20 protein-coding genes are annotated in these 18,070 nt (G+C 45.7%); 3 read left to right on the top strand and 17 right to left on the bottom strand.

The window, feature by feature from the left end; genetic code table 11:
• Positions 1-7: 7 nt before the first annotated feature.
• Together WH37_RS03630 and WH37_RS03625 are read right to left on the bottom strand one after the other, a co-directional pair.
• On the bottom strand, positions 8-802 hold the full coding sequence (locus tag WH37_RS03630) for a nicotianamine synthase family protein (protein WP_046229218.1): 795 nt from the start codon (positions 800-802) through the stop codon (positions 8-10).
• Between the two features lie 26 nt (positions 803-828).
• The gene (locus WH37_RS03625) at positions 829-1,662 is read right to left on the bottom strand and encodes a histidine racemase CntK family protein (protein ID WP_046229217.1); all 834 of its coding nucleotides are present in this window, start codon (positions 1,660-1,662) and stop codon (positions 829-831) included.
• A 119-nt stretch (positions 1,663-1,781) separates the two neighbouring features.
• On the opposite strand from WH37_RS03625, the gene WH37_RS35315 reads away from it, so the two are divergent.
• Complete coding sequence (locus WH37_RS35315) at positions 1,782-1,946, top strand: hypothetical protein (RefSeq protein WP_156182219.1); 165 nt, start codon at positions 1,782-1,784, stop codon at positions 1,944-1,946.
• Here the strand turns inward: WH37_RS35315 and WH37_RS03620 are convergent.
• From WH37_RS03620 to WH37_RS37210, 9 genes are all read right to left on the bottom strand, one after another.
• Positions 1,943-2,935 (bottom strand): DMT family transporter, encoded by a 993-nt coding sequence (locus tag WH37_RS03620; protein ID WP_231594109.1) that lies wholly within the window; start codon positions 2,933-2,935, stop codon positions 1,943-1,945. The genes WH37_RS35315 and WH37_RS03620 overlap by 4 nt on opposite strands.
• Before the next feature lie 215 nt (positions 2,936-3,150).
• Complete coding sequence (pelA, locus tag WH37_RS03615; RefSeq protein ID WP_177218051.1) at positions 3,151-4,101, bottom strand: pectate lyase; 951 nt, start codon at positions 4,099-4,101, stop codon at positions 3,151-3,153.
• Positions 4,102-4,896: 795 nt separating this feature from the next.
• Positions 4,897-5,847 carry a pectate lyase gene (gene pelA, locus WH37_RS03610; RefSeq protein ID WP_046229215.1) on the bottom strand — a complete coding sequence of 317 codons (951 nt, stop codon included), beginning with the start codon at positions 5,845-5,847 and terminating at the stop codon, positions 4,897-4,899.
• A gap of 196 nt (positions 5,848-6,043) precedes the next feature.
• Positions 6,044-6,532: an EVE domain-containing protein gene (locus WH37_RS03605; protein ID WP_046229302.1), complete on the bottom strand. Its 489-nt coding sequence runs from the start codon at positions 6,530-6,532 to the stop codon at positions 6,044-6,046.
• A 211-nt stretch (positions 6,533-6,743) separates the two neighbouring features.
• On the bottom strand, positions 6,744-7,349 hold the full coding sequence (locus WH37_RS03600; RefSeq protein WP_046229214.1) for a pentapeptide repeat-containing protein: 606 nt from the start codon (positions 7,347-7,349) through the stop codon (positions 6,744-6,746).
• Between the two features lie 21 nt (positions 7,350-7,370).
• Positions 7,371-7,691, bottom strand: coding sequence for a hypothetical protein (locus WH37_RS03595; protein ID WP_046229213.1), 321 nt, complete (start codon positions 7,689-7,691; stop codon positions 7,371-7,373).
• A complete protein-coding gene (gene uvrA / locus WH37_RS03590) occupies positions 7,657-10,233 on the bottom strand; it encodes an excinuclease ABC subunit UvrA (protein ID WP_046229212.1) in 2,577 nt (858 codons plus the stop codon). The genes WH37_RS03595 and uvrA overlap by 35 nt, the downstream gene beginning before the upstream one ends.
• A 152-nt stretch (positions 10,234-10,385) precedes the next feature.
• Positions 10,386-10,802, bottom strand: a complete 417-nt coding sequence (locus tag WH37_RS37215) for an MFS transporter (RefSeq protein WP_046229211.1) — start codon at positions 10,800-10,802, stop codon at positions 10,386-10,388.
• Entirely contained in the window at positions 10,789-10,944 is a 156-nt protein-coding gene (locus WH37_RS37210; RefSeq protein WP_156182217.1) for a hypothetical protein, read from the bottom strand. Before WH37_RS37210 ends, WH37_RS37215 begins: the two co-directional genes overlap by 14 nt.
• A 202-nt stretch (positions 10,945-11,146) precedes the next feature.
• Here WH37_RS37210 and WH37_RS03580 point away from each other — a divergent pair, with 202 nt between their 5' ends.
• Positions 11,147-12,091 carry a helix-turn-helix transcriptional regulator gene (locus WH37_RS03580; protein WP_046229210.1) on the top strand — a complete coding sequence of 315 codons (945 nt, stop codon included), beginning with the start codon at positions 11,147-11,149 and terminating at the stop codon, positions 12,089-12,091.
• Positions 12,092-12,230: 139 nt separating this feature from the next.
• Here WH37_RS03580 and WH37_RS03575 read toward each other — a convergent pair whose 3' ends face one another.
• The 5 genes from WH37_RS03575 to WH37_RS03555 all read right to left on the bottom strand — a co-directional run bounded on the left by WH37_RS03575 (position 12,231) and on the right by WH37_RS03555 (position 16,672).
• Complete coding sequence (locus WH37_RS03575; RefSeq protein WP_046229209.1) at positions 12,231-12,782, bottom strand: methylated-DNA--[protein]-cysteine S-methyltransferase; 552 nt, start codon at positions 12,780-12,782, stop codon at positions 12,231-12,233.
• A gap of 90 nt (positions 12,783-12,872) precedes the next feature.
• Positions 12,873-13,277, bottom strand: a complete 405-nt coding sequence (locus WH37_RS03570; RefSeq protein WP_046229208.1) for an Rrf2 family transcriptional regulator — start codon at positions 13,275-13,277, stop codon at positions 12,873-12,875.
• Between the two features lie 166 nt (positions 13,278-13,443).
• Positions 13,444-15,210: a sensor histidine kinase gene (locus WH37_RS03565; RefSeq protein ID WP_046229207.1), complete on the bottom strand. Its 1,767-nt coding sequence runs from the start codon at positions 15,208-15,210 to the stop codon at positions 13,444-13,446.
• A complete protein-coding gene (locus WH37_RS03560; protein ID WP_046229301.1) occupies positions 15,207-15,887 on the bottom strand; it encodes a response regulator transcription factor in 681 nt (226 codons plus the stop codon). Before WH37_RS03560 ends, WH37_RS03565 begins: the two co-directional genes overlap by 4 nt.
• A 233-nt stretch (positions 15,888-16,120) precedes the next feature.
• Positions 16,121-16,672: a hypothetical protein gene (locus WH37_RS03555; protein WP_046229206.1), complete on the bottom strand. Its 552-nt coding sequence runs from the start codon at positions 16,670-16,672 to the stop codon at positions 16,121-16,123.
• Between the two features lie 97 nt (positions 16,673-16,769).
• Here WH37_RS03555 and WH37_RS03550 point away from each other — a divergent pair, with 97 nt between their 5' ends.
• A complete protein-coding gene (locus WH37_RS03550; RefSeq protein ID WP_046229205.1) occupies positions 16,770-17,366 on the top strand; it encodes a TetR/AcrR family transcriptional regulator in 597 nt (198 codons plus the stop codon).
• Positions 17,367-17,397: 31 nt separating this feature from the next.
• Here WH37_RS03550 and WH37_RS03545 read toward each other — a convergent pair whose 3' ends face one another.
• The gene (locus tag WH37_RS03545; protein ID WP_046229204.1) at positions 17,398-17,934 is read right to left on the bottom strand and encodes a ClbS/DfsB family four-helix bundle protein; all 537 of its coding nucleotides are present in this window, start codon (positions 17,932-17,934) and stop codon (positions 17,398-17,400) included.
• Between the last annotated feature and the right edge of the window lie 136 nt (positions 17,935-18,070).

Here is an 18,070-nt window from a genome sequence, read left to right as displayed (position 1 = left end):
ATGAAATCTATGCTTTTTTGTACAAAGCAATGTCAAACACATGATCAGGGCGCAATATCGTGTCCACCAGACTCCATTTGCCCTCTTTCACTGCTTGCATGGGGTAATTGAATAAGGATTTCAGCTGATTGCCATATCTCATCGCCACGACCACCTGCTCATTCGTTAAGGCATGCAATTGCTCCAGCAGCTCATATTTATTGGAAACGGTTGAGCTGAAAATGATATGGGTCACATCCTTGGTGACATCAAGCTGCTCTACAAACGCTTTCTCTAAGCGAATGTTTAATCCGCTTCCTAATCTATGTACCACCCTTCGCCCTAGCTCGATAGCCTCCTCATCAATATCAATGCCAACTACTTGTGCGCCCGTCCGCTTTGCAATAAATAATGGCGTCATGGGGAACGAGCCTGAGCCAATCAACAATACGGTGGAATCCGCAGTGACTTGAAAGCTTCCAAACTCTTGTTCAATGCAGGACTCTATATTTTTAAAATAATCGGTTTTGTCCGTTTCCCCAGCAAGCAGCTTCAAGGCGCGATATTTCTCCATAATAGCGACACATAACGAAGACATCTTCCTTAAGTCGGCGAGAAGCTGAGGAAGCTCATTTGCGGCTTGCTGCTCCATGGTTTCCCACGATGCTTTGTTCCCTTCGTCTAGGATGAAAGCTGAATAGTCATCTATTACCCGTTCTAGCTCCGAGCTATTGTGAGTGGTGCCGTCATAACCCTTTACTAAATCTGTAAACCGATCTCGAAACAAGGTCAAGCTTTGTTCAAATGTTGTTAACTGATTCATTCGCTTCTCTCCCTACCGTTTAATCGTTAAACCGAAATAAATGCTTTGCCTTGTGCTACGATTCCAACAGATCCTTCAATTTTCAAGCTTGTTACCTCATCTTTATAACAATCAGCCGTTACATGAATCGTGCCGCCGGGCTGTTTAACCTGCGCAGCAATAGCCCCTTTATTTTTCCAAGAAAGGTATGCTCCAAGTGAAGCCGTGCCTGATCCGCAGCCCCTCTCCCAAATCATGCTGTCTAAAGGAGGAACATAAATGAGCGGAGCCATTTCATTAGACTCGGACTTAAACAATAATATGCCGATCAAGTTGGCTCCTAACGTTATGCCAAGCAGCTTGGCTAATGATTGTGCTCTTTCCTTCTCGGCCCTATCGAATTGGTCTACTTCAATGACAATATGAAAAAAATCATCGTATCTTACAATGGCAATATTCAAATCACCGCCTTCATACACAACGGTCTGCTGCTCTATTTTTCGAGGCATAGGCATCGCCACTTGGCAGAAATATTCTTCTTTGATTTTTTTCACTTGGCATGTGACTAACTGATCGGTCCCCGAGGCTTCTAATACGATTTCCATTACATCGTTCTGATGGATTCCTTGTTCAGATGCAAGAAAAGCAGCGAGCGCCATACAAGCATTGCCGCAAAACTCACCTCCCGCCATTTGCAAATAGGCAGCAGCTTCTTGTTTATTCGGTTGTTCGATGAAGCCTACTTGTTCAGCATAAACACTGTCATAAGACATCATTTTTGAAGCAATGTGCTTGTACTCGGAAGCAGAATGATTCGTTTTCACAAGAATAGTCATATTTTGCGTGGGATTGAACTTTACAAAATCGATTTCTCGTTTCATCACAACGACCCTCTAATTAAATTTTTTGATCCCGTGCTCCTCTTGCTTTTTTATCGTTTAATAGTAATGATTACTATTAACAGTCGAGTTCATCATAACCATAATTTGGAGCAGTGTCAATGATGAAAATAGGCAGATTGTTCTCGGACTGGCAGGCTTCAAAATGGAACGATCAAAAAAAACCCGTCAGAAGCCTTGATTTCACAAGGCTCTTGACGGGTTTTAACTTCTGTCGCTTTGACGTATTTTTCGCTGAAGTATCGTCTATTAACGACTATTATTAACGACTACTTCGCAATGCTTCCGAGCCTTGCGGGACTATGACCTCTTTCCGCGTCCGATTGACCATGTAAATGCCAAGAGATACGAACAGCAGGGCCACGAGATTTTTAAACTCCATAATCTGTTCACCGAGAAACAATGCTGACAGCAATGTCCCAAACACGGGAATCAGAAAGTTATAAACGGATACCTGCCCGACTTTGTTATACTTCAGCAGCAGATTCCATAGGCAGAAAGCGGCCGAGGACAGCAGAGCCAAATAAATAAGATTGCCAGCCGACTCCGGTGTAAAATGGGTCACACGGCCCCCAAGTCCGAGTCCCAGCAAGGTTAGGGCCAGACCGCCAATTAGCAGGCTAAAGCCCGTGACCAGCAAAACATCAATCGTGGCTGTCAGCTTTTTGGCATAAATGGCGGTGATGGAGAAGATGAGGGCAGCCAGGATGACGAATCCCTCACCTTTATAGGAGAAAGAGAACGCCAGCAAATCCGTATGAAAATTAACAAAAATGACGCCGATAAAACCGAGCAGACAGCCGATAATTTTATTTTTGCCTAGCTTGTCATTTTTATAGAGGTAATGTGCAAAAATGACGCTGAAAAAGGTCGTCGTGGCATTCATAATAGAGCCTTTGACGCCTGTCGTATTGCCTACCCCCACATAAAAAAATATATACTGGAGCCCTGTCTGCATTAGGCCAAGAACGAGCAAGCTTGTCATCTGGCTTTTGGATAAGGCAAGCACCTTCTTGCCCGTTGCCCGGAATAGCACCAGCAGCACCAGCCCTGCGAGCACAAAGCGATAGCCGGCAAATACATATTTTGAAGCGATGTCCTCTGGCATGATGTCAAAGGCGAGGTAGCCCAGCTTAATAGATGGATAGGCACTCCCCCACAATAAGCAGCACAAAGTAGCGATTAGCGCTACAAATTTCGGATCACTAAACTTACTTCGATTGTTTTGTTCCTTTTGTACCATTTGTTCCTTCACAGTAAATCTTCTCCTCATCATTCATATCCCAAGCGACTGCTCCCGCAATCCGCCTTCAACGACCATATCATAATTCGACACTGCTTGTAACGAAAAAATCGAATAAGCCCGGAAAAGTCCCTTGTAAAATCAAGGTTTTTCCGGGCTGCTCGCCGAATAGATCTCCTTATTCCTAAAACAAAAGCAATTGTTTATTGTGCATCAAGTATGTCCTATTATTTGGATGGCCAGTTGCCATACCATGCGTAGCCTGTTCTTCTTTCTTGATCGATGTCACTAAGCTTGTACTTCACTACACCATCACGGCCCACAAAGATTGGTTTGTTGGTGCCTATCTCGTAGAAACGTGCCCAGATCGGTGTTGTGACGCTCGAATCGCTGATCACAACGACATCATTGCTCGTTTTCTCAACCCGAATTCCTGTAATTTGCACTGCCTTGAACCAGTCTTCGGCCCCTTTAATCGCGGCAGCGATTTTCGTAGTGGACGTTCTCGTCTTCAGAAACTTCACAATGTTTACGCTCTCTTGCGCAGTGAGGGACGGCACTTCATAAATTCTCGCCCCGGCTGGCTTCAATGTGCTGGAATCATGCTGCTGGCCCCACGCTGTCAATTTCCCGCTAACTGTAACCTGCGTGTTCAAAATGCAGTCTACCCCTTTATCCACCGCTTGCTTGCTTTTGGCAGCCAAAGTGCTGTCGATAAAGGAGAAATCGCCTTTTTTGCTTGCGACCTCATCTAGTAAAATCAACACATTAATCATCGCATTATCATTATAGGTAATATGTTTATGATAGCCTGAGCTTTGGTAAACTTGTGGGAATCCGCCATTAGCATATTGCATATTGATTAGAAAGTTAATACCCTTGATTGCTGCTGTGGAATATTTGCTGTCCTTCGTTTTCTGATACTCGCTAGCCAGTCTTCGAATCTCCGAATAAGTTGCCTTATTGTCGATTGTAGACTTGGACCACTCGCCACTAGTTTCAGAATAATCCTTTCTCCATCCTCCATCCGCTTGCTGGTTTTTCAAAACATCGGATAGGCTTGCTGTGGTACCCGAAGCATCGGCTGCCATAACCGTTGTGAGCGGTTGCAAAATTACGGCTGGAGCAGAGAGAAGCATGGTAAAAGCTAAAGCTACGGATACTGTACTTTTTTTCATCGAACAAATTCCCCTTTCATTTTTTCAAATAGTTGTAAAATATGATACATAATTACCTCTTCATTTTACTCATCGCCCGGTAATTTGTCAATAATATCCTTGTAAAAATTTGTATCTTTATGTAGAGGCGTGTCTACCTTTGTCGTTTTTCTAAGTAGGTAAGCTAAGCAATATAAATGGAGCACAAGCTTGACCTGAGGACTGACCTAAGATATATAGTGAAGCTAATGAAGCTATTCCCCATCACAAATCTTAGGAGCGACCTAATGAAAAATGAAATTACCATTAACAGTCTGGCTAAAATAATGCATGAATCTGTTCATGCTGATGCTGGGGTGGGCGGAGCATTATGCCCGTGCCCGTCCACTTTTTAAGGTTCTGAGCCTGCACGTTTCGGGCCATAACCCGGGCGCTAAACGTTTATATGAACAGCTTTCCTTTCAAAATCATCGTAAAGAGCGCAGCCCGCATAGCGTATGAACAACAAGTCAATGAACAAAGGATAGATGGACATTTGTGAGCAAAAACTTTTTATCCGACGCTGCAGGACTCCATGCTGAGCACGAGCACCGCTAATTCGGATCTAAAAGCAACTTTTATTAGTCTGTTTGCACCAAGAAAGATAACCGTCAGCGAATATATGGACCAGATCGAGCTTTTTATAAAAAAGCTTCCTTGACTTGATCTGAATGTCAGGAACAATAGCAAAAGGATGCTGCTATAAAAATAGGAACCAGCTGCGCAATATCTCGGCTGGTTCCTATTCCTAATTCTATGACTAAGGCAATTGTCCCCTTACTTGGCTGGCCAGTTGCCATACCATGCGTAGCCTGTTCTTCTTTCTTTCTCAATGTCACTAAGCTTGTACTTCACTATACCGTCACGCCCTACAAAGATTGGCTTGTTGCTGCCTATTTCGTAAAACCGTGCCCAGATCGGCGTCTTCACACTCGGATCGCTGATTACAACGACATCACCACTCTTCTTCTCGACCCGGATTCCCGTAATCTGCACAGCTTTGAACCAGTCTTCAGCGCCCTTAATCGAAGCGGCGATTTTGGAATTGGATGTTCTGGTTTTCAAAAACTTCACAATGTTTACACTTTCCTGAGCGGTGAGGGACGGCACTTCATAAATTCTTGCTCCGGCTGGCTTCAGCGTACTGGAATCATGCTGCTGCCCCCAAGCTGTCAATTTGCCGCTAACCGTAACTTGCGTGTTCAAAATGCAGTCTACCCCTTTGTCCACCGCTTGCTTGCTTTTGCTAGCCAGGCTGCTGTCGATAAAAGAGAAATCGCCTTTTTTGTTCGCAACCTCATCCAGCAAAATCAACACATTAATCATCGCATTATCATTATAAGTAATATGTTTATGATAGCCTGAGCTTTGGTAAACTTGCGGGAATCCGCCATTAGCATATTGCATATTGATCAGAAAGTTAATACCCTTGATCGCCGCAGCGGAATATTTGCTGTCCTTCGTTTTCTTATACTCACTAGCTAATCTGCGAATCTCCGAATAAGTTGCCTTATTGTCGATTGTAGATTTAGCCCACTCTCCGCTACTCTCTGTGTAATCTTTTCTCCACCCTCCATCACTTTGCTGGTTCTTCAGAACATTCGAGATGCTTGCTGTCGTACCCGACGCATCTGCCGCCATAACGGTTGCAGCTGGCTGCAGCAGCACTGCTGGAGCCGAGAGCAGCATAGTAAAAGCTAGAGCTACGGATACCGTACTTTTTTTCATCGAACAAATCATCCTCCTAAAATTTCAAATAGTTGTAATTATTGATATACAATTACCTATTCAATTCTACTTACATCTCATAAATTTGTCAATAATATCCTTGTAAAAAATTGTCGCTGCGTGTAGAAGAATGTCTAACCGTGGCACAAGAAGGCCTTTGCTGATTAGAGGCCGTTTATCGCTTGGCACACTCACATTAAGTCTTAAGCGCTTCCTCCATGCTTTCCCCCAACATTTTTGTGGCAATGGCCAAAAAATCCGCCTGGCTAATTTTAATTTGTCCGAAGCGGAAGCTATAGCCCCAGTTGCGCTTTCCGCTAGTAAACGTCAAGTCGTCCAGCAGATCCGCGATCTTTACGGTCTGGCAGGGCAGAAAGCGAACGTCCCGCCGAAAAGGAATGAACGTTTCCGACATTTGGTGCGGATAAACCCGATCATCGATCACCTGCCCAATTGCGGTAAACGCCTGCAGCGCTTCTCCTCCGTTCATCTCCGTACGTGGCGAATAATAAATGAGCCAATCTCCAGCGCGCATCCGCTTCAACGCAGCTTCCTTGCCGTGGCAAAGCTGGGCAAAGCCCTCTTCCACACCAAGCCGCACATGCGCTTCCGATACGACGCCAATCCAATAACGGCGCTGCTCCAACGGATCGCTTGCTACAACTGCTAAACCGTCCTGCTCCATGGACAATGCAAGCTGCGCTGGTCGCTCATTGCGTCCACTTTCCGTCATTTCTTCGAGCTTCCTCATTACCGCCTTCGTATCATATACTTCATTCCGTGACATGCATGCTCTCTCCTTCGCACTTTGTTAAGCTAACTATACAAAAACACTACTGACAACATGATGTCAGTAGTGTTGATCATCTTTTCAAGCTCATCCCATTTACTTCGGATTAATTGATAATGGCTCCATAGGATCGCAAAAAAATTACGGCCTGTTCACTATCCATTCGTACCCCCTTCAAATCAAGGCCCTTCAAATCAATCCCATCCAGCTTGGCCCCTCTTAAATCGGCTCCCTTGAGCCTAGCTTTGCTTAAAGATATTCGGGTCAGATCGGCATCTCTTAAATCCGCCTTTTCCAAATTAGCATCCGTAAAATCAGCCTCGAAAAAGCGAACGCCTCTTAAATCTTGTTTTGCAAATCGGGCATGCCTTAAGTTCGTGTAAGCCCAGTCTCCTTGAGCAATCGTAATCCCGTCCATTTGGGCACTCGAAAAGTCGGAACCTGTCATCTTGCAAGCGTTGAAGATGGATACAAAGAGGTTTGCATCGTTGAACTTACAATTTTCAAATGCTGTCCCCGTATGAACGGAGCCGTTTAAAGACGTTCCGCGAAAGCTGCATTCGACGAAACGACAGTTAGTCGTAACTACTTCTTCCATGGAAGTGTTCGTAAACGTGCATTTCGTAAACGTACAGCGAAATAATTCGCCATAACGCAAATCACGTCCATCAAACCGAACTTCATTATAGGACTGCTCCTTGTATTGGTACAAAATTAACCCTCCTGCCCTGTTCTATTGCTTCTTCTTGGACTCAGCCTTTTTCCTCGATTGCTTGGCTGGTTTTTCTGGCGTTTTTCGCTCGGCTAGTATAGCAGCCAATTGCTCCGCCTCTTCTCTGAGCAGCTGTTCTTGCTTCGATTGATATTCCGACATAATAAAGTCTTGGAGAGCGGAACTGTTCATATGAAGGAATTGAGCAAAGGCATCCGGATACTGGAATGATTTTTGCCCGATTTCGCTTGAAAATAAGACGTTTATTTTGCCATTTTCCTTGCCCACTACGTGTCCAACACCAAATTTAATATGGGTAACTTGTTGATCCATTATATTCATTGGTTTCGTTTCCTTTCAGCTCAGCTCGCAAATAATGTCCGGTGTAGCTGACTTCGCAATTGGCTACCTCCTCTGGAGTACCTGTGCAAACGATGCTGCCGCCATGTGTACCGCCTTCGGGGCCTAAATCGATGATATAATCTGCGTTTTTAATCAAATCCAAATTGTGCTCAATGACAACTACCGTATTACCACCATCAACGAGCGCATGTAAAATATGAACCAATTGATGCACATCCGCAACGTGCAGCCCTGTAGTAGGCTCATCCATAACATATAGGGTTGAGCCTGTAGCCGGCTTCTGCAGCTCTGCTGCAAGCTTCACTCGCTGTGCTTCACCTCCTGACAGCGTGGTGGAGGATTGTCCCAGCTGAACATAACCCAGCCCTACCTTGCAAAGCGCTTCGATCTTTTTACGAATTTTAGGAACGTTGCCAAAAAAATCGACCGCTTCATCCGCCGTCATTTCCAACACTTCCGCAATGCTTTTACCTTTATAATGAACCTCCAGTGTTTCACGATTATAACGTTTCCCTTTGCATGCATCACAGGCTACAAATACGCTAGGAAGAAAATGCATTTCCAGCTTCATCATTCCGTCGCCGGCACACGCCTCACAGCGGCCTCCCGTTATATTAAACGAGAATCTTCCCGGACCGTAGCCGCGAACCTTTGCTTCATTCGTCAGTGCGTATAGCGACCTAATTTGGTCAAAAAGTCCGGTGTACGTAGCCGGGTTGGAGCGTGGCGTGCGCCCAATCGGGCTTTGGTCAATGTTAATGATCTTATCCAGAAAATGGATTCCCTGCATCTGCTGATGATTTCCGGCACTCGTGTGGGCACGGTTGAGCTCCGCAGCCAGTCTTTTATATACAATTTCATTGATTAGGCTTGATTTTCCAGAACCCGAAACACCCGTCACACATGTGAATGTGCCCAGTGGTATGGACACATCAATTTCTTTCAAATTATTTTCCGCCGCACCGATAATCGTTAAAGATTTCCCATTGCCTTTACGTCTGTATTCAGGCACGGCAATTTGTTTTTTGCGAGATAAATATTGGCCGGTTATCGAGCTTGGCTCCATGGTAATGTCGTCGAGTGTTCCTTGCGCGACAACATGTCCTCCATTTTTCCCTGCGCCGGGCCCAATATCTACAATCCAATCTGCTTGCCTAATCGTTTCTTCATCATGCTCAACTACAATGAGCGTATTCCCCATTTCGCGCATGTCCTTTAATGCCGACAACAGGCGCGCATTGTCTCGTTGATGAAGTCCAATGGAAGGCTCATCTAAAATATATAATACGCCGGTTAAGCCTGAACCGATTTGAGAAGCCAGCCTAATGCGCTGGCTCTCACCGCCAGAAAGGGTACCGGACGTTCGGGAGAGCTGTAAATACTCCAAGCCCACATTGTCCAGAAACTGAAGCCGGGAATAAATTTCGGTCAGAATTAATTCAGCAATCGTCGCTTTCGCTCCAGGCAGCCTCAAATTCGCAATAAAATCAAGGGCACCCGAAACGGATAATCTGCAAAATTCAGCGATGTTCATACCGCCAACCGTGACAGCAAGGAGCATTGGAGCAAGGCGGTCACCGTGACAATCTGGGCATGGCGGCGCGAGCGTTTCATCGACCTCCTCCTGCTGTATCGCAGAAGCTCCTTTCAGTGAAACCACTTTGAAATGAAAGCCAAGTCCGGAGCAAGTACGGCAAGCCCCCTCTTGGTTATTAAATGAAAACATGCGAGGCGTTAACTCGTTTAATGATATACCGCAGCGTGGACAGCTGTAGCTCTGCGAGAAGCAAGCCTCTTCTTGACTTTCATACTGATAAATAATGACGATATCACCAGATAGCGAAAACGCGGTTTCAAGAGAGTCCGTCATCCGCTGTGAGTCATCTGCTTTGACCGTAAGCCGATCTACTACAATTTCCACCGTATGCTTCTCGTTTTTATGAAGTGGAATATCATCATTCAGCTGATAAAAGGAACCGTCCACCCGGACACGCGCGTAACCGCTTGCCTTGGCCTGCTCCAGTATTTTATCGTGCTCGCCTGTTTGATTTTGGACGATAGGGGCGAGCACCGCAAACCTCGTTCCTTGCGGCAGACTATAAATTTGATCAACGATTTCATCCACAGATTGCCGGCTAATTTCATCCTTACAAGACGGACAATGTGGCGTTCCGACTCTGGCCCATAGCAGACGCAAATAATCATAAATTTCCGTTAGCGTCCCGACTGTAGAGCGCGGGTTGTTGGAGGTCGTTTTTTGTTGAATGGCGATTGCTGGCGAAAGCCCTTCTATGGCGTCTACATCCGGTTTGCCGACTTGTCCCAAAAAATGCCGAGCATAAGAAGATAGTGACTCCACATAACGTTTTTGCCCTTCCGCATAAAGAGTATCAAACGCCAAGCTGGATTTGCCAGAACCGCTCACCCCTGTAAATACGACGACTTGATCGCGGGGAATTTTAATACTAATGTTTTTTAAATTATTTTCTCTTGCGCCACTCACCTGTATAAAATGGTCCATCCGTTAACCTCCTAAACGAATCAAGCAGGTTGGAAAAAGCTCAAAACAACCATTTCCCACTTTCCACGTCTTTTCATGAAAAAAATCAACGGCTAGCTAACTAAACTAGTTATCCGTTGATTATGTCTCTATTTTATTTGGTCTTGATTTAATTAGGCAGCTTTTACACGTTTAATAAACAGTCCAACGATGGCCCCTGCTACTGCAACGGACAGGACAAACAAAAAGGCATTCTGAATTCCGGCAGTAAGCGCTGCTGGTGTAAATGGCGAACCGACTTCCCCAGCCACTGTTTTCATATAATGATTTGCACCGGAAGTCATGACGCTCACCGCCACTGCCATTCCAATTGCGCCTGCAATCTGAATGAGCGTATTCATAATAGCTGTTCCATCTGGGTGCATGTGACGCGGAAGCTGATTCATCCCATTCGTTTGGGCAGGCATCCACACCAATAAAACGCCAATCATAAGACAAATATGCAGCATGACAATGAAAGCAATCGTTGATACCGGCGTAATAGCCGAGAAGAACCAAATCGTATGCTCATGGCCTTCACCAGCCAGCACGCGAGCTGCGGCCTCTGCATAATCGCGGCAGCCGGCCCATCCTACTTTGCCATTCCCGGCTGATTGCAGGTACTAGCTGCAGCAATGATTCGACGCTTAATGCTCCAAGCTGTCCCGTTGCCCCGGTTACCATTAATTTCATACTTCATACCTCCATTAATTGAGAGTTTAGGTAAGCCCCTAGATTAAACTACATACATTGAAAAACGCCCTTCATGCTCCCTTATAAATTTGGATTTGTTCGTTTATGTCCCTCGACATATTTAAAGTTATCATATAGAATTATGACAACAGTATGTCATAGTTTTTTTCGTAAAAAAAATAAAAAAACAAGGGTGAATCCATTGAAGATTGATCGATTATTATCTATCGTTATGCTGCTGCTTGAGCGTAATAAGGTCAGTACTTCTACCCTTGCGAAAATGTTTGAAGTCACCCCTCGCACGATTTTTCGAGATATAGAAGCCATAAACAGAGCTGGAATTCCCATTATTTCCCACCCCGGTGTTCATGGTGGTATTGGCATTATGGAAGCCTACAAAATAGAAAAAAAGCTATTTACGGTTTCGGATATCACGGCCTTATTAATTGGGCTCAACAGCATTCAGTCTTCTATGTCTAGTGAAGAAATTCTAAATACGATTGCAAAAGTAAAGGGGCTCGTTTCCGAAGAGCAAATGAAGGATTTTGAAAATCAAATATCCATCGATCATACGCCTTGGCTAGGTAACCGAAGCGTAAAGCCAAACTTCGAGGAAATGAAAAATGCGATTAATGAGAAGAGGCTATTGTCGTTTAAATATTCTGACCAAAATAGCAAGCGGACTCAGAGAAAAATCGAGCCCTATCGTTTAGTACTGAAAAATTCGAATTGGTATTTACAGGGCTATTGTACGGCCAAACAGGATTTTCGTACGTTTAAATTATCTCGCATTTCCTCTCTTAAACCCCTTAATGAAAGCTTTGTACCTAGGGAAATTGGGCCCGAAATGTTCGAAACAACCGAGAAACAGACGATTGCCATTAAGCTTCTTATTGATGAATCGCTTCGTGACTTTATGGTGGAGTACTGCGGGGAGGAAAACGTCGAACCTTATGCAAAAAATAAATGGCTCGTTTCTTTTCCATTCAAAGAAAATGACCTTGGCTACAGTTATTTGCTTGGGTTTGCCGATAAATGCGAATGTCTCGAGCCTGAACATGTACGATTGGAGCTTATTCGAAGAATCAATAAATTAATGGATATTTACAAACTGCGTACAGTCCCGCAAGCAAACAATGAGAAATAAGCTTGTAAAGAGTTTGAAAGCAACAAATCCTAATAAACCGTAAGCAAATAAAAGCGTCAAGCTTGGACGAGATGAAACTGTCCAAGCTTGACGCTTTTTCAAAATAACAAACCTCAACTTCAAATCCAACTGTTTTACGCTAAAATTGAAACCTCGCATGCCCACCGTCTGCTATGCCTTCAATGCGCTCCAGCGCAAGCAGCCTGCGCTTCATCTCCAGACCCCCGCGAAAGCCTGTCAGCTTGCGATTCGCCCCAACAATTCGGTGGCAGGGCAGCAAAATCGGAATCGGGTTGGCGCCATTCGCAGCACCGACAGCCCGTACTGCCTGAGGCCGTCCGATGGCTGCTGCAATATCGCCATAGGTTCGAGTCTCACCGTAAGGCACCTGACCAAGCGCGGTCCACACTTGCTGCTGAAAGGTCGTCCCGATTAAATCGAGCGGTATTTCCGCAAACGAGCAGCGTTCCCCGGCAAAATAACGCTCCAGCCATTCCACAATGCCCATGCGTCTAATCGCCTCCGCATCTTCCCGCGGCTCCTTACCGGGCGCTACTTTGTTCATCCAATCGCGCCAGCCTTCCAGATCCTCATGCGGGAATACAATTCGGCACAGCCCACGCTCCGTTGCAAGCAATACCCACCTTTGCCTGGCAAGCTCCAGCTTCATCCACATCATATCCGTTCTCATCAGCCCTCGTCCTTTCCTAATATATATCACGAAAAAGAAACCCACAGCCTAAGCGCTTTTAATCCAAGCGTCCAGTCTATGGGCATCCGTCTATGCTAAATGTTTCGGCATTTTTTGAGCAAGCTCGAATATCGTTTGATTTCTTAGATGCTCCTCCATCTTCTCCTCAGCCGACACCATCACCTGTTGAATTAAACAAGCGGCATTATGATTCAGCGAGCAATCAAACAAGGAGGCCGTGCCTTCAATGGCATGAATAATATCTAAAAACGATATTTGTTCCCAATTGCGCTTTAGCTTATATCCACCGTTAGCGCCCGAAGCGGATTCAATCATACCCGCCTTAACCAGCTTGGTCAATATTTTGGACAAATAGGTAGGCGATACCTGCTGCCGCTCTGCCAGCTGCTGAACCCCAACCGGCTTATCCGGGCTGGTCGCCACAAGAAACAGCATCGTATGAAGAGCATAGTTAGTAGCTTTTGAATATTTCATGCGGGTCATTCCCCTCAATACAAGACTTCATTTATCTATATTAGCTGTTATCAGCCTGGCTAGTCAAGCTTGCCAAGTGGCTGGCCTTCCAGGTTTTGCAGGGAAATTCGGCTATGAAAATACCGCTCTTCCACTGCCAGCGGGATCGATTTCACTAAGGCAGGCATCAGCCTTTAAAAATAACCGTGAATTTCACGCCATTTTCGGTATTTTGAGCCTGGTACTCGCTTTCATGGAGCTCTAAAATCCGTTTCACAATAGAGAGCCCCAGTCCCGTGCCTCCCGTTCGCCGATTGCGCGAGCTTTCGACGCGGTAAAAACGCTGCCATATTTTCTCCAGCTTTTCCTCGGGAATCGTATCGCCAACATTTTCAATGGAGAAAAGCAGCCGCCTCCCTTTCCCCTCGATCTGAATCGTAATGGCGCTGTTTTCCTGCGCATGCTGAATCGCATTGCTTATAAAATTCGAGAGCACATGCTTCATCCATCTCACGTCGGCATACAGCGGGAGCTCGTTGCTCGTCATAACGGTAGCTTCAAGCTGCTTGCCTTGTAGAATATGGACATAATTTCCTGTCACTTCCTCAAGCAGCTCGCTAAGCATAAATGTGCTTTTTCGCAGCTTGAACGTATCGGATTGCAGCGTAGCCAAATTGAGCATATCCTCCACGAGCATTTCCATGTTCTGCGCTTCCTCTACAATCACTTTTAAATAGTGGTCCTGTTTCCCAGCACCTACGCCATCCTGAAGCCCTTCGCTGAAGCTTTTCACAATACTAAGCGGCGTTTTCAGCTCATGAGAGGCATTTGCGAAAAACTCCTGCTGAACCTGCTCCATCCTTTGCTTCTCCTCAATGTCTTTCACGAGCTGCTGATTTGCCTCCTTCAGTTCCCCTAAGGCAGTGTCCAAGCTGCGTGAGAGCGTATGAAGGCTGCTGGATAAACTTCCCAGCTCATCGTTTTGCCGAATCGGCTCATGCATGCTGAAATCGAGCTGCACCATTCTTTTGGCCGCATTGTTCATCGAAATGAGCGGTCGTGTAACCATTTTGGAGAAAAAGAACGATAGAACGACGATTAGGAGAAATCCCCCCACGCCTAAATAGACGTAAAACCAACGCAAAGCTTGATTCGTTTCGCCGATTTCCTGTAGAGAGGTCACTGAAAACAGCAAATCCACTTCTCCCGATTGCTGCTTAACAGGATAAATCATGACCGAATTGCGGACACCGGACCATGTTTGCGTCCACTTCTCCTCTACAACCTCCATGTTTTCAAGCTTTGCCATCCGCTCCTCACTGAGTGGAAACCATTCGCTTATCGCATCCAGCATAATACCTTGCCGCGTCGTATACGTCCTCGAAACAGGCTGAATCAATTCGGTGACGATGCCGGTAACCTTCTTATGCTCTCCCCCTAGCGTCTCATTGGATGTGTAGCCTACACTAGGCCGGCCCGTTTTGTGGATGCTTAACGGATAAAGCACCTGATTCATCGATTGTGCTACAGGTTCCATCTCCCCTTCCACCGTTACAAGGTTCCCCGTCTGAATGCCGGCTGCCCGAAATTCCGTTTCGTAGTTGTTCAAGAACAAGGACAAGGGAACGACATATAAATTATGATCGTCCGTTTTCAATGTGATGTGATAAGGATCATCCATTCTCACTTTTCCCTCCAGTGTTAGAATGGCGAGCTGGGTTTTATTTTGAAGCATAAAACGGGCAGCTTCATTAGACGTTTTGCTGGAGCTCCAGCCCGTCTGGGCATAGTTTTGGGCAAATTTCGCCAGCTGCTTTTCATTGCCGTTTATTTTCTGATATTCATAGAATTGGTCAAAGAGCAGCAGCTGACAAAGAATGACCATGCCGTAAAAACAAAGAAAAAAAACAACGGTCATAATGAATAGTTTAAAAGTAACTCCCCGCTTCTTCACGGCTCCTCCTCAAATTTATATCCCGTACCAATAACGGTACGAATATGCCGAGCCTCAAAGCCGAGCTTGCTCCGGAGCTTCTTAATATGGGAATCAACTACGCGGGAATCCCCTTCAAAATCCATCCCCCAAATTTGGTTCAAAATGACGTCCCTGCGCAGAACAATGCCTTTATTTTTAATTAAAAACAACAGCAATTCGTATTCTTTGGGCGCAAGCACCACCTCGGCACCGAACACATCCAAACGGTGAGCCGTCAAATTAAGCAGCGCTTCACCAAATTTTAAAATATTCGGCTGCAGCACGACGCTGCCCTCCACCCGTTTCATTAAGGCGGCTGCCCGCGCCAGCAGCACCTTAGGACTAAACGGCTTAGTCACATAATCGTCGGCACCTAGCTCAAACCCCATAATTTTATCTTCATCGCTTGATCTAGCCGTTAATAAAATAATCGGAATGGCCAAACGGCTCCGCACCTGCCGGCATACCTCGAAGCCATCCAATTGCGGCATCATAATGTCAAGTATGATCAGATCGGTCTGCACGGTGCCCAGCCAGAGCAGCGCTTCCTTGCCATTTTCCGCCTCAAATACGCGCCAGCCGCTCATCTTGAAATAATCGGCTATCACTTCCCGAATCAAGCTTTCATCTTCAACTAGCAATAAAGTTTTATTCATCATTTGAATTCCTCTTCTACCCATATTGATCCTTACTTTAACAATCAGCTATGGCTTTTATGTGCCCATTCTATTCAGAGCGGTTCGATCATAGCTATTATACCCAATCTTTTTTCAGGAGGTGGGGCATGCTGCATAGCCGTATAGCAAAAAGAACGAAGCAGAGCTGCTCTTCCAAGAGGAAGAAGCGCCTCCGCTTCGTTCTTTTTGTTCACACTTCACCTGCTCATTAGTTAACTGGCTTTTTCATTAGTCGCTTTAGCCTTTCTTGGCCAGATCGTATAGCTGAAGCTGATAACAAAATCAATGCCCAGCACCCATGTCCACCATTCCATGATTTGCTTTAAAGCCACTGTCTGGGTCGGCTCGTTAACCATTACAATCATGCCATACAGCACTGCACATCCAATAGCCCAAGCGACAAGATGGCGAAACCAGCCTACCCGCTCATTGCGGGCATGCTCTTCACCCATTTTCACTTTCTTCTGTGGTGCCGGTCCTCCGGCAAAGCGATGGGCGAACCGCACATCTGCCCAGCGAATCATAGAATGTCCATAAGCGATCGAGCAGCCGATATATATGGCGGCAACACCGTGAACGAAGCTTGCCTCCGCCCCGCCACGGAGATGAATAACAGTCGCGGCAAGCAGCACCAGATCGATAACAGGGGTACAAAGCAGCAGAAACGCTCCCAGTTTCGGGGAGCGCAGCATATAGCGGCTGACTAAACCTGCCAGCACAAACACCCAGAAAGCAATTTCACAGCCAATAATAAACACGGCCATTTGTATCCCTCACCTTTTTAGTACGAATGTATTATTTAAAAGTTGATTTTATTATAGCTCAATTGTATTAAAAAAACAACTGCGCTATAATACACTCATGCCTAAAATTGTCGATCACAACAAACGAAAAGAACAAATTGCTGAAGCCGTATGGCGCATTATTGTGAGGGAAGGACTGGACAGCGTCTCCGTGCGCCACGTTGCCGATGAGATGACCATGTCGCTTGGCTCCATTAGACATTATTTTAATTCGCAGGATGAGCTGCTGGCCTTTTCCATGCAGCTTGTTTCGCAGCGGGTGAATCAGCGCATACAAGCGCTGCCCTTTACCGGAATGCTCCGCCACGATATGGAGCTGGTCATCTGGGAGCTAATGCCACTGGAGGAAGTAAGCATGCAAGAGGCGCAAATATGGCTAGCCTTCGCAGGGAGGGCGTCTGTTAGCGAAGCGATACGAGCGATAAGCCTCAACACCTATGAGGAAATTTACAGCGGCCTAAGAAGGTCGTTAGAGCTCCTTATCCAGCAAGGCGTAACGACAGCAAATATAGATGCTGAATACGAAACGGCAAGGCTTCACGCCTTGGTGGACGGGCTTGTCGTGCATGGCGTTACCTATCCAGAGCGATTCAGCAAGGAATTGATGAAAAGCATCGTTACAAGACATCTCGACACACTGGTTAAAATCCCCTGAACATCCGGATGTTTTAAAATATAGGAGCGTACTATGGGGCTAATGTTTCCCGCTTTATATTATATTTTTTCCATTTCCTTATTTTCGCACGGAATGATTTAAATGGAGCAGCCGAATTAATATGAATCCACCGGGCCATTGGCCAGTTTTCCTTACTGCCCGTCCAATGGCGAGCGCCTTGTATAAACAGCTCGTCCTCGGTCAATGTGTCAATCCATTCCAGCCAGCGCTGCTCCTCCTTCCGGAATAAGTCTCTAAGCTCAGTCAGGGAAAGGGCAGTGTACCGCTCGTAAAAGGACTGGTACAGGCTACCAAGCTGGTTCCATTTATGATTTGGAGTTGGCATAATGACATGGCGCCCTGCTTTCTCATCCATATCCCAGCCCATCACAACACCAAGCCAGCCTAACTGGTAAGCGATTATTTCAGCAGGCGTTTTATCCACGTCCGGTATTCTGTCATCCTTTTGATCATTGCTGATTTCATCAAACTCCTTGTCCAGCAGTAAATAATTGGAGTGGATGACTTCCAACAATTCCTTCTTGGACGTATATTCATAGCTCGCCATAATAACACTCCTCTTTTTTATTTCGGTTATACCACATCTATGTACAATTATGCAGTGAACTACACACCACCTACGCTAACGCTTAGAGGTGGGTGCTTCCTAGTCAATAGAACTAACGTTCCAAGTTTACCTAGGC

The organism is Paenibacillus algorifonticola (assembly GCF_000971975.1).
In the GTDB taxonomy this organism is placed as follows: domain Bacteria; phylum Bacillota; class Bacilli; order Paenibacillales; family Paenibacillaceae; genus Pristimantibacillus; species Pristimantibacillus algorifonticola.
The sequence above is the reverse complement of the archived record's forward strand: the minus strand, read 5'-3'. Positions and strand labels throughout refer to the sequence as shown.

What these genes read in the sequence shown, in the direction of transcription:
- WH37_RS03625 (WP_046229217.1), bottom strand. Translation starts at nt 1,662, where the DNA reads ATGAAACGAGAAATCGATTTTGTAAAGTTCAATCCCACGCAAAATATG.
- pelA (WP_046229215.1), bottom strand. Translation starts at nt 5,847, where the DNA reads ATGAAAAAAAGTACGGTATCCGTAGCTCTAGCTTTTACTATGCTGCTC.
- pelA (WP_177218051.1), bottom strand. Translation starts at nt 4,101, where the DNA reads ATGAAAAAAAGTACAGTATCCGTAGCTTTAGCTTTTACCATGCTTCTC.
- WH37_RS35315 (WP_156182219.1), top strand. Translation starts at nt 1,782, where the DNA reads ATGATGAAAATAGGCAGATTGTTCTCGGACTGGCAGGCTTCAAAATGG.
- WH37_RS03555 (WP_046229206.1), bottom strand. Translation starts at nt 16,672, where the DNA reads ATGGCCGTGTTTATTATTGGCTGTGAAATTGCTTTCTGGGTGTTTGTG.
- WH37_RS03560 (WP_046229301.1), bottom strand. Translation starts at nt 15,887, where the DNA reads ATGAATAAAACTTTATTGCTAGTTGAAGATGAAAGCTTGATTCGGGAA.
- WH37_RS03595 (WP_046229213.1), bottom strand. Translation starts at nt 7,691, where the DNA reads ATGAATATAATGGATCAACAAGTTACCCATATTAAATTTGGTGTTGGA.
- WH37_RS03550 (WP_046229205.1), top strand. Translation starts at nt 16,770, where the DNA reads ATGCCTAAAATTGTCGATCACAACAAACGAAAAGAACAAATTGCTGAA.
- uvrA (WP_046229212.1), bottom strand. Translation starts at nt 10,233, where the DNA reads ATGGACCATTTTATACAGGTGAGTGGCGCAAGAGAAAATAATTTAAAA.
- WH37_RS03570 (WP_046229208.1), bottom strand. Translation starts at nt 13,277, where the DNA reads ATGAAATATTCAAAAGCTACTAACTATGCTCTTCATACGATGCTGTTT.
- WH37_RS03545 (WP_046229204.1), bottom strand. Translation starts at nt 17,934, where the DNA reads ATGGCGAGCTATGAATATACGTCCAAGAAGGAATTGTTGGAAGTCATC.
- WH37_RS03605 (WP_046229302.1), bottom strand. Translation starts at nt 6,532, where the DNA reads ATGGAGCAGGACGGTTTAGCAGTTGTAGCAAGCGATCCGTTGGAGCAG.
- WH37_RS37210 (WP_156182217.1), bottom strand. Translation starts at nt 10,944, where the DNA reads ATGAAATTAATGGTAACCGGGGCAACGGGACAGCTTGGAGCATTAAGC.
- WH37_RS03630 (WP_046229218.1), bottom strand. Translation starts at nt 802, where the DNA reads ATGAATCAGTTAACAACATTTGAACAAAGCTTGACCTTGTTTCGAGAT.
- WH37_RS03575 (WP_046229209.1), bottom strand. Translation starts at nt 12,782, where the DNA reads ATGAGAACGGATATGATGTGGATGAAGCTGGAGCTTGCCAGGCAAAGG.